The organism is Streptococcus parasanguinis (assembly GCF_901875555.1).
GTDB lineage: Bacteria > Bacillota > Bacilli > Lactobacillales > Streptococcaceae > Streptococcus > Streptococcus parasanguinis_H.
The window spans coordinates 43,278-60,356 of sequence record NZ_CABFMD010000003.1; the positions used below are offsets into that span (position 1 = coordinate 43,278).

At 44.6% G+C, this 17,079-nt stretch carries 14 protein-coding genes; 11 read left to right on the plus strand and 3 right to left on the minus strand.

The genetic code is table 11. The annotated features are described in order from the left end of the window. The first annotated feature begins 17 nt into the window (after nt 1-17). From JX304_RS01045 to glnA, 5 genes are all read left to right on the plus strand, one after another. Nucleotides 18-4,802: an endo-beta-N-acetylglucosaminidase gene (locus JX304_RS01045; RefSeq protein WP_205010868.1), complete on the plus strand. Its 4,785-nt coding sequence runs from the start codon at nt 18-20 to the stop codon at nt 4,800-4,802. A 213-nt stretch (nt 4,803-5,015) separates the two neighbouring features. Then, complete coding sequence (locus JX304_RS01050) at nt 5,016-6,215, plus strand: phosphoglycerate kinase (RefSeq protein WP_003008876.1); 1,200 nt, start codon at nt 5,016-5,018, stop codon at nt 6,213-6,215. 376 nt (nt 6,216-6,591) lie between these two features. After that, nucleotides 6,592-7,125 (plus strand): FUSC family protein, encoded by a 534-nt coding sequence (locus JX304_RS01055; protein ID WP_205010869.1) that lies wholly within the window; start codon nt 6,592-6,594, stop codon nt 7,123-7,125. Between the two features lie 67 nt (nt 7,126-7,192). Further along, on the plus strand, nt 7,193-7,552 hold the full coding sequence (locus JX304_RS01060; RefSeq protein ID WP_205010870.1) for a MerR family transcriptional regulator: 360 nt from the start codon (nt 7,193-7,195) through the stop codon (nt 7,550-7,552). Nucleotides 7,553-7,591: 39 nt separating this feature from the next. Beyond that, complete coding sequence (gene glnA / locus JX304_RS01065) at nt 7,592-8,938, plus strand: type I glutamate--ammonia ligase (RefSeq protein ID WP_205010871.1); 1,347 nt, start codon at nt 7,592-7,594, stop codon at nt 8,936-8,938. Between the two features lie 349 nt (nt 8,939-9,287). Here the strand turns inward: glnA and rnjA are convergent, their stop codons facing one another. Both rnjA and JX304_RS01075 read right to left on the minus strand, forming a co-directional pair. After that, on the minus strand, nt 9,288-10,970 hold the full coding sequence (gene rnjA, locus JX304_RS01070; protein ID WP_205010872.1) for a ribonuclease J1: 1,683 nt from the start codon (nt 10,968-10,970) through the stop codon (nt 9,288-9,290). Nucleotides 10,971-10,973: 3 nt separating this feature from the next. Then, nucleotides 10,974-11,204 carry a DNA-directed RNA polymerase subunit epsilon gene (locus JX304_RS01075; RefSeq protein WP_003008866.1) on the minus strand — a complete coding sequence of 77 codons (231 nt, stop codon included), beginning with the start codon at nt 11,202-11,204 and terminating at the stop codon, nt 10,974-10,976. 295 nt (nt 11,205-11,499) lie between these two features. Here JX304_RS01075 and tsaB point away from each other — a divergent pair, with 295 nt between their 5' ends. From tsaB to JX304_RS01105, 6 genes are all read left to right on the plus strand, one after another. Further along, on the plus strand, nt 11,500-12,183 hold the full coding sequence (gene tsaB / locus JX304_RS01080) for a tRNA (adenosine(37)-N6)-threonylcarbamoyltransferase complex dimerization subunit type 1 TsaB (protein WP_205010873.1): 684 nt from the start codon (nt 11,500-11,502) through the stop codon (nt 12,181-12,183). Next, complete coding sequence (gene rimI / locus JX304_RS01085; RefSeq protein ID WP_205010874.1) at nt 12,180-12,617, plus strand: ribosomal protein S18-alanine N-acetyltransferase; 438 nt, start codon at nt 12,180-12,182, stop codon at nt 12,615-12,617. The genes tsaB and rimI overlap by 4 nt, the downstream gene beginning before the upstream one ends. Then, the gene (tsaD, locus tag JX304_RS01090) at nt 12,607-13,617 is read left to right on the plus strand and encodes a tRNA (adenosine(37)-N6)-threonylcarbamoyltransferase complex transferase subunit TsaD (protein WP_205010875.1); all 1,011 of its coding nucleotides are present in this window, start codon (nt 12,607-12,609) and stop codon (nt 13,615-13,617) included. Before rimI ends, tsaD begins: the two co-directional genes overlap by 11 nt. Before the next feature lie 216 nt (nt 13,618-13,833). Then, entirely contained in the window at nt 13,834-14,529 is a 696-nt protein-coding gene (locus JX304_RS01095) for an AzlC family ABC transporter permease (RefSeq protein WP_205010876.1), read from the plus strand. Beyond that, a complete protein-coding gene (locus tag JX304_RS01100; RefSeq protein WP_239649389.1) occupies nt 14,516-14,842 on the plus strand; it encodes an AzlD domain-containing protein in 327 nt (108 codons plus the stop codon). Before JX304_RS01095 ends, JX304_RS01100 begins: the two co-directional genes overlap by 14 nt. 102 nt (nt 14,843-14,944) lie before the next feature. Continuing rightward, nucleotides 14,945-15,607 carry a hypothetical protein gene (locus tag JX304_RS01105; RefSeq protein ID WP_205010877.1) on the plus strand — a complete coding sequence of 221 codons (663 nt, stop codon included), beginning with the start codon at nt 14,945-14,947 and terminating at the stop codon, nt 15,605-15,607. Nucleotides 15,608-15,796: 189 nt separating this feature from the next. Here the strand turns inward: JX304_RS01105 and JX304_RS01110 are convergent, their stop codons facing one another. Further along, nucleotides 15,797-16,969 (minus strand): NAD(P)/FAD-dependent oxidoreductase, encoded by a 1,173-nt coding sequence (locus JX304_RS01110; protein ID WP_205010878.1) that lies wholly within the window; start codon nt 16,967-16,969, stop codon nt 15,797-15,799. Nucleotides 16,970-17,079 lie beyond the last annotated feature (110 nt).

The window sequence follows — 17,079 nt, forward strand, 5'->3', positions numbered from 1 at the left end:
CATTCAAGGAGGTCAAAATGAAAGGTCATCTATTTGAAAAGAAAGAACGATTTAGTATACGAAAATTTAGTGTGGGAGTTTGTTCTGCATTGATTGGATTAGCATTTTTAGGAACAGGAGCTGTCTCTGCAGATGAGGCAGTTTCTACTAGTGAACAAGCCTTAGAAGCATCTTCAGCAAGGACCGAAGATGTCAATCATTTGGTGAGAGAAGCAGGCGTCTATACAGCGGATGCAGCACTTCCTACAGTTGATCCTGCAAAACCAGCCACAGCAGAAGCGGTCACTCCAGAGGCTAGTCCTACAGGTACAGAAGCTAGCTCTTCGACTACTGAAACTCCAGCTGTTTCAGAGACTGAAAAACCAAAAGTTGCAACTGAGAAAGTGCCCGATTTACCAACCAATGAAGAAAAACAATTAAGACCAAAAGAGGTTAAGTTTGATACCTGGGATGATCTCTTGAAGTGGGAACCTGGAACACGAGTAGATGATGATTTGAACAGAGCAAGCGTTCCACTTGCAAGTCGTTTTCAAGGGAAACAAATTAATGTGCAAGCCAACCCTGAAGCGAAGATCCAAGCACTGTCAAATATGAACTCCAAAGCCAAGGATCATGCGTCTGTCGGTGGGGAAGAGTTTAAGGCCTATGCTTTTGATTACTGGCAATATTTGGATTCCATGGTCTTTTGGGAAGGTCTGGTTCCATCAGCAGATGTGATCGATGCTGCCCACCGAAATGGGGTTCCTATTTATGGAACAATCTTTTATAACTGGTCTAGCAGCATCAAGGATCAAGAACATTTTGCAGAAACCTTGAAAGAAGATAGTGAAGGATCTAAAACTTTCCCGATCGCCCGTAAATTAGTCGAACTTGCCAAGTACTATGGTTTTGATGGCTATTTTATCAACCAAGAAACAACCGGAAATCTTGTACAACCATTGGGTCCAAAATTGAGAGATTTCCTTCTTTATACCAAGGAATATGCGAAGAGTCTCAACTATCCGATTAAGTATTCCTGGTATGATGCTATGACGTATGAATATGGCCGTTACCATGAGAATGCACTTGGAGAATACAATTACAATTTCATGCAGCCAGAAAATGGGGAAAATCCAGTTGATACCTTCTTTGCCAACTTCAACTGGGGTAAATCAGAAGTAGATTATTCGATCAGCACAGCTAAATGGATTAACCGGAATCCTTATGATGTTTTAGCGGGTCTCGAACTTCAAAAAGGAGGCTCTTATAAGACTAATGTAGACTGGAATGCCATTTTAGATGAACATGGCAAGTTGCGTCTATCCCTTGGTCTTTATGCACCTGACACTATTACAGGTCTAGGAAAGACTGGAGAAGGTTACCATACCCATGAAGATCTATTCTGGACTGGTTTCCAAGGAGATCCGACCAAAGGAAAACCAGCAGACCAATCTTGGTATGGAATGTCTAATTTGGTTGTGGACAAAACCCCAATCACTAGTGAAGATTTTAATACTTCCTTCAATACTGGACACGGAAAACACTGGTTTGTGGATGGCAAGATTTCTAAAGAAGGGGAATGGAACTACCGTTCTGTTTCTGGCTACCTTCCAACATGGCGTTGGTGGGTAGAGCATAGTGAAGATAGTACACCATTAAAAGGTCGCTATGATTTTGATCAAGCCTACAATGGAGGAAATTCTCTAGCCTTTGAAGGAGATTTAAAAGCCAATAGCCGTCAAAACGTCATGCTCTATTCGACCAAGATTCCTGTGACAGAAACGACAAAATTGAGCGTCAGTCATAAAGGTGGGGTCGGAGCTGCTGTTAGGGTTGCTGTTGCTACAAAAGAAGACTACTCTGAATACGAATGGAAAGAATTGACACCGAGTGCGGATTGGTCTACTCAAACCTTTGATTTGGGAAGTTTGGCTGGCAAGACCATTTATGCTGTGAAGATGTTCTTTGACCATGATACGGATGTCAAAGACTACAAATTTAATCTTGGCCAATTGTCGATTACGTCAAACCAAGAGAAACCAGCGACTCCAGCAGAAGTAACTGTTCGAGCAAAACGTCTACAAAATGCGCAAGAAGCAGAAGCAGTTCTCAATTTTAAAGGGGTAGCAGATGCGGATTATTATGAAGTCTATGAAAAAGATGGCGACAACTGGCGTCTCTTAACAGGGTCTTCTGCGACAACCGTCTATCTACCAAAAGTTAGTCGTTCAGCAAGAGCTGAAGGGACTACTCAGGAACTCAAGGTTGTGGTAGTTGGAAAGAACGGTCAACGTTCAGATGCGGGAACTGTAGCCTTTGATTGGGGCATGACCGTGTCAGATACCAGTCTACCAAAAGCTTTAGCGCCAAATGTGGTCATCGGAGCCAAAGTGATCGGTTCGAGCTTCCCAGATGCGGATGGTAGTGAAGGTATTGAAGGTATGTTAAATGGCACCATTACCAGTCTTTCAGATAAATGGTCATCTGCTCAATTGAGCGGAACCGTCGATATCCGCTTGACACAACCTCGGACCATTATTCGTTGGGTGATGGATCATGCTGGTGCTGGTGGGGAATCGGTCGATGATGGCAAAATGAATACCCGTGACTTCGACCTTTACTACAAGGACGAAGCTGGTGAGTGGAAATTAGCAAAAGAAGTTCGTGGCAATAAAGCCCATGTATCTGACATTACACTCGACCATCCGATCAAGGCTCAAGACTGGCGTCTCCATGTCATCACGGCAGATAACGGAACCCCATGGCAAGCCATCCGGATTTACAACTGGAAGATGTATGAAAGTCTGGATACTGAAACGGTCAACATCCCGATGAAACATGCTGCAGCGCAAAACCTAGGCAATCATTTTGTTCAAGTTGGTTTCAAAGATGTCCCGGCCAATACCACACTGACCCTTTATGCGGATAAAGAAGCCACTAGCCCAATTGCGACCATGACAGCTGATCAAGCTGGTAATCTCATCTTTAAACCACTGGCTTTTAAATCAACCCCATCTCTTCTCTACTATCGTGCGCAAGAACCTGGTAAAGATATCAGTAATGTCTTGGCGATCGAAGTTCCAAAGAATGATAAAGAGATTGCAGGACTCCAATTCGAAGATGGATTGACTAAGAAGGTCTATCGAGAAGGCGATGCCCTTTCCTTGAAAGGAGCCACACTTCGTGTTCATTATAAAGATGGCCAAGCAGATCAACTGGTCAATCTCACCAACTCAGGTATAGAGATTCGTGGATTTGACAGTAGCAAGCTTGGAGAACAACACCTGGAAGTTTCTTACCTTGGTCAGAAATTGGATAAGACTCTCACTGTTTTTGTGGTCAGTTCAGAGGAAGCAGGTGAAAAAGCAGTCGCTGGTCTAGAATTGATCGATAAACCAAAAGTGGAATATATTGTCGGAGAAGCATTAGAGAAAGAGGGTGGACGCTTTACAGTCGTCTTTGAAGATGAAACGACCGAAACGCATGCCTTGACAGATGAAGGTGTGGAAGTGACTGGCTTTGATACGACTAAGGAAGGTCGTCAAACCATCACAGTCCATTACAATGGAGCTAGCACAAGCTTTGATGTTCTTGTGAATCCAAAACCAGTTCTCAACGATGAATACCTCAAGCAAAAATTGGCTGAAGCTGAAGCAACAAAAGCCAAAGTAGACTTTACCTTTGCGACTCCTGAAGTCAAAGAAGCTTTGCTGGCTGGAATGGCTGCTTCTGAAAAAGTCTTGAAAGAGCATGATACCATCACTCAAGATCAAGTCAATGAGCAGTTGAACCAATTGACCGCTCTCTTGAAAGCCTTGGATGGACAAGCTAATCTAACAAAAGAAAAAGAAGCTCTCTCTGCCCTAACAACTGAAGCGACTGCTCTATTAGCAAGCAAGCCAAATCACCCTTCTGGAGAGGCTTTGCAGGAACTGGTTGAGAAAAATAAAGAACTCCTAGATTCTTCAAAACTCACTCCTGAAGCGCTCGCAACTGCAAAAACAGGTCTAGAGACCTTGATTGCGCTCCTGAAAGAAGATAAGCCAGCGGTCTTTGTAGACCCTGCGACTGGAGTCGAAGTTCAATTCTCCAACTTAGAGCCTACTGCTATTAAAGGATTAAAAGTCGCGAAAGTTGAAGCCAATCAGGCAGAAAGAGAAGAGATGAAGGGTCGAGAAGGAATCGTCTTTGATATTGAAGGCATAGATGCAAGCGGTCAAGATATCGATACGCACCATCCGTCCCTTGTGAAAATCCCTGTGGATAAGGATAAAGAAGTGGAGCAAGTCCTCTTCTTCCCAGAAGGTCAAGCTCCTCAATCCTTGGCCTTTGAGAGAGTTGGAGATGTGGTCATCTTTACAGCTCCTCACTTTACCCACTATGCGATTGTCTATAAGCCAGCAAAAACGGAAAGACCAGATCAACCGATCCAACCAGAAGAACCGGCTAAACCAGATCAGCCTGTTCAACCAAATCAACCAGTCCAACCAGCTACCCCAATGACTCCAGATTCGGCTAATCCACTGAAGCCTACAGAGTCATCTCAAGTGGATCAGTTGGCCCCAACGATTTCTACTCAACCAAGTTATCAAGAGGGGGATCACAAGGATGTGGTCGATCAAGATGTCCATCAGTTGTTAAGTACCCACCAAGGAGCGAACTCACAGCCAACAGTTCAGCAAGAAACAAAAGATGCAAGCAAAGAAAGTCAAACCGAACACTTACCAAATACGGCAAGCCAAGAAGCTTCCTTTGCAGCTGAAGCTGTTCTCTTGGCAGCCTTAGGCGGCTTCCTCTTGGCTGGTAAGAAGAAAGAAGAGTAAGCATTTTACAGAATTCTTTCGTTCTTTTAAAAAGTCACTCTCAAAAAAACCTCTCTGGTGAAAACCAGGGAGGTTTGATCTTGTTTAGATTCTTATCTAAGAGTGTCGTTCGGATACTGCGAATTAGAGGGGAAAAGCATCGAATTTTGCTATCTCTTTTACAGCTTTTGTGATATAATTATCATGTAATAAAAAAAGAAGGAGTCATATCTAATGGCAAAATTGACTGTTAAAGACGTTGACTTGAAAGGGAAAAAAGTTCTCGTTCGTGTTGACTTCAACGTTCCTGTAAAAGATGGTGTGATCACTAACGATAACCGTATCACTGCAGCTCTTCCAACTATCAAGTACATCCTTGAACAAGGTGGACGTGCAATCCTCTTCTCTCACCTTGGACGTGTAAAAGAAGAAGCAGATAAAGAAGGTAAATCACTTGCTCCTGTAGCTGCTGACTTGGCTGCTAAATTGGGTCAAGAAGTGAAATTTATCCCAGGTGTTACACGTGGTGCTGAATTGGAAGCAGCTGTTAATGCTCTTGAAGATGGACAAGTTCTCTTGGTTGAAAACACTCGTTTCGAAGATGTTGATGGCAAGAAAGAATCTAAAAATGATCCTGAACTTGGTAAATACTGGGCATCACTTGGAGATGGTATCTTCGTAAACGATGCATTCGGTACTGCTCACCGTGCACACGCATCTAACGTTGGTATTTCAGCAAACGTTGATAAAGCTGTTGCTGGATTCCTTCTTGAAAACGAAATTGCTTACATCAAAGAAGCAGTTGAAGCTCCAGAACGTCCATTCGTAGCGATCCTTGGTGGATCAAAAGTATCTGACAAGATCGGTGTTATCGAAAACCTTCTTGAAAAAGCTGATAAAGTCCTTATCGGTGGTGGGATGACTTACACATTCTACAAAGCTCAAGGTATCGAAATTGGTAACTCACTTGTAGAAGAAGACAAATTGGATGTGGCGAAAGCTCTTCTTGAAAAATCAAACGGCAAATTGATCTTGCCAGTTGACTCAAAAGAAGCAAACGCATTTGCTGACTACACTGAAGTGAAAGACACTGAAGGTGAAGCAGTAGATCCAGGATTCCTTGGTCTTGATATCGGTCCTAAATCAATCGCTAAATTCGACCAAGAATTGACTGGTGCGAAAACAGTTGTTTGGAACGGACCTATGGGTGTATTTGAAAACCCTGACTTCCAAGCTGGTACAATCGGTGTGATGGACGCTATCGTGAAACAACCAGGCGTTAAATCAATCATTGGTGGTGGTGACTCAGCTGCTGCTGCGATCAACCTTGGCCGTGCAGACAAGTTCTCATGGATCTCTACTGGTGGTGGTGCATCTATGGAACTCCTTGAAGGTAAAGAACTTCCAGGATTGGCTGCTCTTACTGATAAATAAGTCAATTTGAATAAATGAAGAGGCTGGGACAAAAGTCCTAGCCTCTTTTTGATGTTGGATTGTCGAGCAAGACGCAGTGGTTGAGTGCTCAAAGCACTGCTTTGAGGTGGCGGATAGAACTTGCGAAGCAAGTATCCTAAGTCTTTGTTCGCTTTTTAAGCTTCAAAGATGCCCTATGTTGATGGAAACTATGTTTCCTTTATCTGCAAGCTTCAACAGTCTCCCAGACTGTTGAAGCTGTGCAGAGGTGGAACGACGAAATCGAATTCTAACGAATGACCGATTTCTGTCCCACTCTCTTTTTTATTTCTATTGATATCTGTTCTCTCCTTTCTGAAAATATGGTAGAATAATAGAAATAGAAAGATAGGTGACCATGGATTACTTTAAACGACACAAATTTGATTGGTCCAAATTCCGTTTGGGGATGAGAACCTTTAAAACAGGGATTGCCGTTTTTATTGTGCTACTTATTTTTGGAATATTTGGCTGGCGAGGCCTTCAGATCGGGACTTTGACAGCTGTTTTTAGTTTGAGGGAAGACTTTGATAAGAGTGTCCACTTTGGGGCTTCGCGTGTCATGGGCAACAGTATCGGAGGTTTTTATGCTGTATTGTTCTTCCTTTTAAAAGCGCTCTTTCATGGAGCGTATTGGGTGACTCTTATTTTTGTACCCATTGCGACCATGTTAACCATTATGACAAATGTCGCTATGAATAATAAAGCAGGAATTATTGGAGGAGTTGCGGCCATGCTGATCATTACCCTCTCGATTCCTAACGGAGAAACCTTCTTGTATGTTTTCGCCCGAATATTTGAGACCTTTATTGGCGTTTTCGTTGCGATTTTGGTCAATTCGGATGTTGATCGCATTCGAGATTACCTCAAGAAGCACAAAAAACCTATGTAAGATTATATAACATTTAATCTTGACATAGGTTTTTTTTTCGATATAATAGAATAGAAAGAGGAGTGGTATGAAGGAAAAGGAATTACGACGCTCACTGGCAGTCTTTCCAATTGGAAGTGTTATGAAGCTGACCGACTTGACAGCTCGCCAGATTCGTTATTATGAAGATCAGGGATTGATTTCTCCTGATCGGACAGAAGGCAATCGCCGTATGTATTCATTGGACAATATGGACCGCCTGCTTGAGATCAAAGATTATATCTCAGATGGTTTGAATATTGCGGATATCAAGAAGAAATATGCGGAAAAAGAGCAAGAGCAAACCAAGGTTGTCAGTCAAGAAGAGATTCGTAAGGCTCTTCATCGTGACATTATTCAGCAAAGTCGCTTCACATCTTCCCCATCGCCATATGGTCAATTTCGTTGATCATTTCATAAGCTTGTAATCTATTTTAAGGAGACAAAAATGTCAATTACTGCTGCAGATATTCGCCGTGAAGTAAAAGAAAAAAATGTTACTTTTATTCGTTTAATGTTCTCTGATATTTTGGGAACCATGAAAAACGTCGAAATTCCAGCTACCGATGAGCAACTGGACAAGGTTCTTTCAAACAAAGCTATGTTTGATGGTTCTTCGATCGAAGGATTTGTTCGTATCAATGAGTCAGATATGTATTTGTACCCAGATCTGGATACTTGGACAGTCTTTCCATGGGGAGATGAAAATGGTAGTGTAGCTGGTTTGATCTGTGATGTCTATACAACAGAAGGCAAACCATTTGCAGGGGACCCTCGTGGGAATTTGAAACGTGCCCTTCGTCATATGGAAGAACTTGGATTCAAATCCTTTAACCTTGGTCCAGAACCTGAATTCTTCCTCTTCAAGTTAGACGAAAATGGAGATCCAACTCTTGAAGTAAACGACAAAGGCGGCTATTTTGACTTGGCTCCTACAGACCTCGCAGATAACACTCGTCGTGAAATCGTCAATGTCTTGACCAAGATGGGCTTTGAAGTAGAAGCCAGTCACCACGAAGTAGCCGTTGGTCAGCATGAAATCGACTTTAAATATGATGAAGTGCTTCGCGCTTGTGATAAGATTCAAATCTTCAAGCTTGTTGTGAAAACCATCGCTCGTAAACACGGTTTGTACGCAACCTTTATGGCTAAACCAAAATTTGGAATCGCCGGATCAGGTATGCATTGTAATATGTCTCTCTTTGACCAAGATGGCAACAATGCCTTCTTTGATCCAGAAGATCCAAAGGGCATGCAATTGTCGGAAACAGCTTACCACTTCCTTGGTGGCTTGATCAAGCATGCTTACAACTTTACGGCGATTACCAACCCAACGGTTAACTCTTATAAACGTTTGGTTCCTGGATATGAAGCGCCCGTTTATATCGCTTGGGCAGGACGCAACCGTTCTCCACTCGTGCGTGTACCAGCATCACGTGGTATGGGTACTCGCTTGGAATTGCGATCCGTAGACCCAATGGCCAACCCTTATGTAGCCTTGGCAGTGCTTCTTGAAGTCGGCCTTCACGGTATCGAAAACAAAATCGAAGCACCTGCTCCGATCGAAGAAAATATCTATGTAATGACACCGGATGAACGCAGAGCTGCAGGCATTACAGATCTTCCTTCAACCCTTCACAATGCCTTGAAAGCCTTGACAGAAGACGAAGTGGTGAAAGCTGCCTTGGGTGAACACATCTACACCAGCTTCCTTGAAGCCAAACGAATCGAATGGGCAAGCTATGCTACCTTTGTCTCCCAATGGGAAGTGGATAATTATCTAGACCTTTATTAAGCAACAAGAGCAAAGAGCCTGGGACAAAAGTCCTAGCCTCTTCTTGTTTTTGGATTGTCGATCAAGACGCAGTGGTTGAGTGCTCAAAGCACTGCTTTGAGGTGGCGGATAGAACTTGCGAAGCAAGTATCCTAAGTCTTTGTTCGCCTTTTAAGCTTCAAAGATGCCCTATGTTGACGGAAACTATGTTTCCTTTATCTACAACCTTCAACAGTCTCCCAGACTGTTGAAGCTGTGCGGAGGCGGGACGACGAAATCAAATTCTAACGATTTCTGTCCCACTCTCTTTTTGTTCTTCAAAACGTCACAATAAAACCAGTTGAGCTCAGGGTCTCAACTGGTTGTTTTTTTAATGTTCGTCATCAGGTGTGAGAATCATTGGGATAATGATGGGTTCACGCTCTGTGCTTTCGTAAAGAAATGGACGAAGGGCATTGACAATCGCACCATTAACGGTTTGGATATTGGCATCTTTGTTCTTCAAGGCGATGCGGATCGCGTTAAAGAGCAGGCGCTGGCTTTCACGGATCAGATCTCCTGATTCACGCATGTAGATGAACCCACGGCTCAAGATATCTGGTCCTGCTAGGATCATCTTAGACTTAAAGTCGACCGTTGCGACAGCCAGGACAACCCCATCTTCTGAAAGGTCTTTTCGGTCGCGAAGGACTGCAGCTCCGATTTCACCGATACGATTTCCATCAACATAGATGTCTTGGGCGTTAAAGCTTCCTGCGATCCGGGCAGAGTTTGCGGTCAGTGCTAGGACATCACCATTGCTCATGATAAAGATATTGTCTTTTTCAACACCCGTATCTTGGGCAAGTCCTGCATGGATCTTTTGCATTCGGTATTCACCATGCACTGGCATGAAGTATTTTGGCTTGATCAAGCGGAGCATGAGTTTTTGTTCTTGTTGACCACCGTGTCCAGATGTATGGATGTTGTTGATCTTCCCGTGGATGACGTCGACTCCCGCTTCAGAAATCGTATTGATTAATTTATTCACACTGGTTGTATTTCCAGGGATCGGACTAGATGAGAAGATCACAGTGTCTCCTGGTTGGAGTTGCACTTGGCGGTGTGTTCCGTTGGCAATCCGAGAGAGGGCTGCCATGGGTTCTCCTTGGCTTCCTGTACACATGATCAGGATTTCATTGGCAGCATAGTCTTTGATCTCATTTGGCTCGATAATGGTTCCAGCAGGGACTTTGATGTAGCCTAGCTCGATCCCATTGACGATGGCTTTTTCCATGGAGCGTCCAAAGACGACGATCTTGCGGCCTGTCTTGACAGCCGCCTCAGCAGCTTGTTGGAGACGGAAGATATTCGAAGCGAAGGAGGCAAAGATGATACGTCCGTGGATGCCTTCGATGATCTTCATGATGGATTGGCCAACTACTTTTTCAGAGTTGGTGAAGGTTGGAACTTCCGCATTGGTAGAGTCTGAAAGCAGACAGAGAACGCCTTCTTCTCCAAGGGCCGCCATACGATGGAGGTCAGCTGGTTCCCCAACAGGGGTAAAGTCAAATTTGAAGTCTCCGGTACAGACAATCTTACCTTGAGGAGTGTGAATCACAATCCCCAAAGGTTCTGGAATTGAGTGAGTCGTACGGAAGAAGGTTGCTTTAAGATTTTTAAATTGAAGTTCAGTGTTTTGGTTGATTTCGTAGAGTTTGGCATTGCGCAGGAGACCATGCTCTTCTAATTTTCCACGGATCAAGGCAAGGGCCAAAGGTCCAGCGTAGATCGGAACATTGGCTTGTTTCAAAAGGAATGGAATCCCCCCGATGTGGTCTTCGTGTCCGTGAGTGATGAGGACGGCCTTGACGCGATCGATATTGTCTACGATATAAGAGTAATCCGGAATGACATAGTCGATTCCAAGGAGGTCATCTTCTGGGAATTTGATCCCGGCATCGACAATGATAATTTCATCTTGGTATTCGATCCCGTAGGTGTTTTTCCCGATCTCTCCAAGTCCACCAATGGCAAATACACCGACTTCTTCAGGTTTTAAGGTATAAGCCATGGATTAGTACTCCGTTAGTTCAAAGGCACCTGACTCTTTCTCATAAGCAAGGTGTTGCTCAGAAAGTGGTGTGATAAATTCGATATTGAAATCTGTGTTTGCTTCAACCAATTGACGGGCTTGGATGCGACCTTCGCGTTCATTTGGTGCGTCGATGTCAAGATACAGTGCATGTGTCGTTTCACGACGAGGGTTCCGGTCTTTTGTTTCCTGATAAAAAACTTTGTAAATCATGAAGTAATTTTCCTTTCATTATTTCGGTCCATTTTGTTGGTTGCGAAGGAGTGCAATCACTAGAGTTTCCTACTCGCAACTAGCAGACCTGATTCGATACAATTAATTATTATTATATCATAAATTCGCCTGTAAGTAAAAGATCCACCCGTCAAGACGAGGAAGGGGCGTCCCTATAATAGCTTGGTATTTCGATGGGTTTTTCTGTGACGCGATCCTTCCTGTCGGGAATAGTTTCACTGGGATTTGAAGGGGATTTGTAGTATAATATAATGCAGTTCAAGAGGAGTAGGAAATGAAATTATTAGCATTTGATACCTCGAGTAAGGCTCTTTCTGTAGCGATTTTAGAAGATGAGACTCTACTTGCAGAAACAACACTCACCATTAAGAAAAACCATAGTATGACCTTGATGCCGACCATTGATTTTTTGATGCAACAAATTGATCTAAAGCCCAAGGATTTGGATCGGATCGTGGTGGCAGAAGGTCCTGGGAGTTACACTGGGCTACGCATTGCGGTCGCAACTGCAAAGACGCTGGCTCATACCTTAAAGATTGACTTGGTTGGGGTCTCAAGTCTCTTAGCTCTCGTGCCGGAAGATCTGGAAGGCTTGGTCGTACCCATTATGGATGCTCGTCGGAACAATGTCTATGCAGGCTTTTACCAAGGAGATCAACTGGTCGCACCAGAAGGGCATTTCCCGTTTGAAGAGGTCTTAGAGCGTGCAGCGACGAGTGACAAGGTTACCTTTGTCGGAGAGGTCACAGCCTTTGAGGGACAGATCCAAGCTCATCTGCCAAAGGCTACTTTCTCTGAAACCCTGCCAGATGCTGTGAAAATCGGACGTCTCGGCCTCAAACAAGCACCTGCTAGCCTCCATGATTTTGTTCCCAATTATCTGAAACGGGTCGAAGCAGAGGAAAATTGGCTCAAAGACCACACGGAAACGACGACCTCTTACATCAAGCGTCTATGATTAAAGTAGAAATCAAAAAGGGGCGAAGTCAGGATGCAGGCGCCATTCTCGCTGTGATGGAAGATGTCTATGAGGCTAGTCCCTGGAAGCTGGAGCAGATTGAATCCGATATAGAGCAGGAATCGACCTCCTATTTCCTAGCTATGGATGAAGGACAAGTCCTTGGGTTTGTCGCTCTTCAAGAGACACTCTATGAAGCTGAGGTCTTGCAGATTGCGGTTAAGCGCGCCTTTCAGGGGCAAGGCCTAGCCCAGCAGTTACTTGCGCAGTTACCGGATCAAAAAGAGATTTTTTTAGAAGTGCGCGTGTCCAATCAACCGGCCCAAGGCCTATACAAAAAAATGCATTTTGAAGAAATTGCACGGAGGAAAAACTACTATCACGATCCCATAGAGGATGCCGTGATTATGAAGAGGAACCCGAATGAAAGATAGATATATTTTGGCTTTTGAGACATCGTGTGATGAGACCAGCGTGGCTGTCTTGAAAAATGACGACCAACTCTTATCCAATGTCATTGCCAGCCAAATCGAAAGTCACAAGCGTTTTGGTGGGGTGGTGCCGGAGGTGGCCTCCCGTCACCATGTGGAAGTCATCACGGCTTGTATCGAAGAAGCCCTAGAAGAAGCGGGGATCACAGAAGACGAGGTCACCGCTGTAGCAGTTACTTACGGCCCAGGCCTGGTTGGGGCTCTTTTAGTCGGCCTAGCAGCAGCTAAGTCCTTTGCCTGGGCGCACGGCCTTCCTTTGATTCCTGTCAATCATATGGCAGGGCACTTGATGGCCGCTCAAAGCGTCGAGCCCTTAGAATTTCCGCTCTTAGCCTTGCTGGTAAGTGGAGGACATACGGAGCTGGTCTATGTCAGTGAAGCGGGGGATTATAAGATCGTCGGAGAGACCCGTGATGATGCTGTAGGAGAGGCTTATGACAAGGTCGGGCGCGTGATGGGCTTGACCTACCCAGCAGGACGTGAGATTGATCAGCTGGCCCACCAAGGATCTGATATCTACGATTTCCCACGGGCCATGATCAAGGAAGACAATCTGGAATTTTCTTTTTCAGGGCTTAAGTCGGCCTTTATCAATCTGCACCATAATGCGCAACAAAAAGGGGAAAGTCTCTCCAATGCAGACCTGTCAGCGAGTTTCCAAGCAGCCGTCTTAGACATTCTCATGGCCAAGACAAAGAAGGCTCTGGAGAACTATCCAGTCAAGACTCTAGTCGTTGCGGGTGGGGTCGCAGCCAACCAAGGTCTCCGTGAACGCTTGGCTTCTGAAATCACAGATGTCAAGGTCATCATCCCTCCTCTGCGTCTCTGCGGGGACAATGCAGGGATGATTGCCTATGCCAGTGTTAGTGAATGGAACAAAGAAAACTTCGCAGGCTGGGACCTCAATGCCAAACCAAGCCTCGCCTTTGAAGGAATTGAATAAGAAAAAGGAGCCAATTGGATGTGCGATTCCAATGGCTTTTTTGCTGGAAACTCACCAACTAGTAGCGGATTTGCGATTGGCAAGAAAATTCGATATGATAGAGGGAATGAAAGATTAGTGAGGGAAGGGATTATAAAGCTTTCTCTCTCGTTGATCCTTTTTCGAGCTTTTTTCTTGTGTTATAATAGAGATCAATGATTCAGAAAGGATGAGAGTATGGAAAAAGATTTTTGGCAGGGGGTGAGGGATGCGCTGCCGACAGCTCTAGGCTATATCAGTATTGGCCTGGCTTGCGGTGTGGTGGCGTCTCCCTATCTTTCTCCTTTGGAGATGGCCTTGATGAGTGTCTTGGTCTATGCTGGGGCGGCTCAGTTTGCGATGATCTCTCTGATTGCGGCCCACTCTTCGATCTTGAATATGGCCTTGACCGTGTGTTTGATCAATCTCCGGAATATGTTGATGAGCCTGCATACCTCCTCTGACTTTAAGGATGCCAGCCTCGCTCATACCATCGGGATTGGAAGCCTCCTGACCGATGAGAGTTATGGGGTCTACTTGAGTGAGAAGTTAAAGACAGATACCATCACAGTTCCTTGGATGCATGGGAACAATCTAGTGGGTTATGTGGCCTGGATCGGTGCGACAGTTATCGGAACAGCTCTGGGATCTCTCCTACCTGATCCAAAGGCTTTTGGGCTTGATTTTGCCTTAGTGGCTATGTTTATTGGGATTTTTGCAGCCCAGTTTCAAGGAATGCAACTGACAGAAAAGACCAAGACCATGCTCATGGTGCTCTTAGCAGTAGCAGTGAGTTTCTTTCTCTTCCTCTTTTTTGTTTCGCAACCGCTAGCTGTGCTAGCTGCGACCTTGATCGGCTGTTTTGTGGGGGTGGTCTGTGATGCGCGTGAATAGTTCTATCTTTATGGCCATTCTGGCCTCAGCCCTCGTAACCTGGATTCCTCGGATCTTGCCCTTCCTCTTGGTCAAATACAAGGGACTGCCGGCTCCTGTGACCCGCTTTCTTAAATACCTGCCCATTTCCATTATCTTTGCCTTGGTTTTATCAAGCTTAGTAGAGGGGAAAATCGGAAGTCTCCCGCAGTTTCACTGGTTGGACCTCATGGTGACAATTCCCAGTCTCTTTGTAGCCTTTCGTTACAAAAACCTTATGGGAACCGTTTTGTTTGGAATTGTCTTGATCGCTCTATTACGATTGGTATTATAAATGCAAAAATATGTTACAAAAAAATTACAATTATTACAAAAAAACTTGATTTTTGTAATAATTTAGGTATAATGGGAGTCAGAAAGATAAAGAGGTGATCTTATGAAAAAATCAATCTTCCGTTGGAGTGCCGCTGTTCTGGTGGCTGCTTCACTTGGTCTAGCTCTCGGTGGTTGTGGTGCTAAGGATAAAAAGACAGCTTCCTCCTCCGCAAAAGCATCTACCAGTAAGGTAGAGAAAAAAACCAAAAGTAATAGCAAAAAGAGTGTAGCATCTTCTGCTCAGGCAAAAGATACAGCTAGCTCTTCAACTCAAACCAGTAGCGCGACAGGTAAAAAAGACTCTAGTAAGACCGAGAATGCGTCTGCTACGACGCAAGCTACTGTCCCTGCAGAACTGGTGGGAACTTGGGTAGGATCTAGTCCACAAGCGGATGCGATTAAGATGACAGTGGATGCAAATGGGAATGTGACGACAGTGGTTAGCTTTAAAAATGATAGCGAACCCACTCGGACAGCGACCTATACAGCAAGAGCCGTCCAAGCAACAGGCAATATCTACTATTGGAATGTTGAAGGCTTTGATGGAGCTGATGCCTTGCTCCCTGGGATCACAGGTTTAGGTGGAGCAAACTTCCGATTTGAGCCTGGTTTTATCTTAGAAGAAGGACACTATACACCGATTGTTTTCACAACGGATCTCAATACAGAATTTGACTATACTAAATACAATGATTTCCGTTTTTCATTAACAAAAGAACAATAAAAAACGAGAGAGTGGGACGGAAATCGGTCATTCATTAGAATTTGATTTCGTCGTCCCCACCTCCGCACAGTTGAGTAGGGCTGTAAAAGCTGATGAAATCAGCGTAGTAGAGCCCACTCAACCACTGCGTTTCGCTCGACAATCCAAAAACAAGAAGAGGCTAGGACTTTTGTCCCAGCCTTTCGTTTTTTAGTAATGAGGACTACCTGCTACCCAACCGGTACAGAGGGCGGATGTGATATTAAAACCGCCTGTATGGGCATTGATATCGAGGACTTCTCCTGCAAAGTGAAGACCAGAAACCAACTTACTTTCTAGGGTTTTCGGATTGATTTCTTTAAGACTGACGCCCCCTTTCGTCACAAAGGATTTGGCGAGAGACATCTTTCCAGTGACGGGGATAGGCATCTCTTTGATCTTTCGGATCAGCTCATCTTTCTGGGCAGGAGCCAGCTGCTTTACCTTTTCAGGGAATCCTTGCGCCAAGAAATCTGCTAGACGCTCAGGTAGCAAAGACTTAAGGGTATTTTTTATAGACTTTTCACGATGCTCTTCTAGAAAGTCTTTTAACTCTTGAGAAGAGGTAGTCGGAAGGAGGTCCAGAGATAAGATTTCCCCACCTTTAACAAAGCTAGACATCCGAAGGGCTGCAGGACCAGAAAGACCGAAATGCGTAAAGAGAAGATCGTGGGTGATCATGCGTTTGCCGTAGCTGAGGGTCACATCTGTCAGAGAGATTCCTTGCAAGGCCTTGTGTGGAAAATCTGTCAACAGAGGGCTCTCAGCTGCTTCGAGATCGGTGATGGTGTGTTTGAAGTGACGGGCAATCTCATACCCATACCCCGTAGAGCCGGTCGATGGGTAAGATTTCCCCCCAGTTGTAACGACCAGCTTGTCAGCAGTCCAAGTTTTCTCAGCAGATTTGATGATAAAGACATCCTTAGGCTTGGTGACAGATACCACCTCGCAGTTGGTGGCCATGCTAGCACCTAGCTCAAGGATCTTATTCTCTAAAGCTTGAATAATGGTGCGGGATTGATCGCTAGTAGGAAAGACTCGACCATGATCTTCGACTTTCAGCTTGACGCCATTATCGGTGAAAAATTGGATAATATCCTGATTGTCAAATTGGGAGAAGACGCTGTAAAGGAAACGGCCATTTCCAGGAATACCGGCCATCAGATCATCTAAGGTCCCGTTGTTCGTGACATTGCAGCGACCTCCACCGGTACCAGCGAGCTTCTTGCCCAGCTTTTTATTCTTTTCGATCAGCAGGGTGGATTGGCCATAAGAGGCGCTGGCAATGGTCGCCATCATCCCAGCAGGACCGCCTCCAATGACAATAGTCTGATAGTGAGTCATATCGATCTTCTTTCTCTTTTTTTCATGATGTGCTTTGTCCATTATATCATTTTATGGACGTCTTCGGAAAATGAAGGGATCAAAAAACAAGCACCCGCAGATGCTTGTTT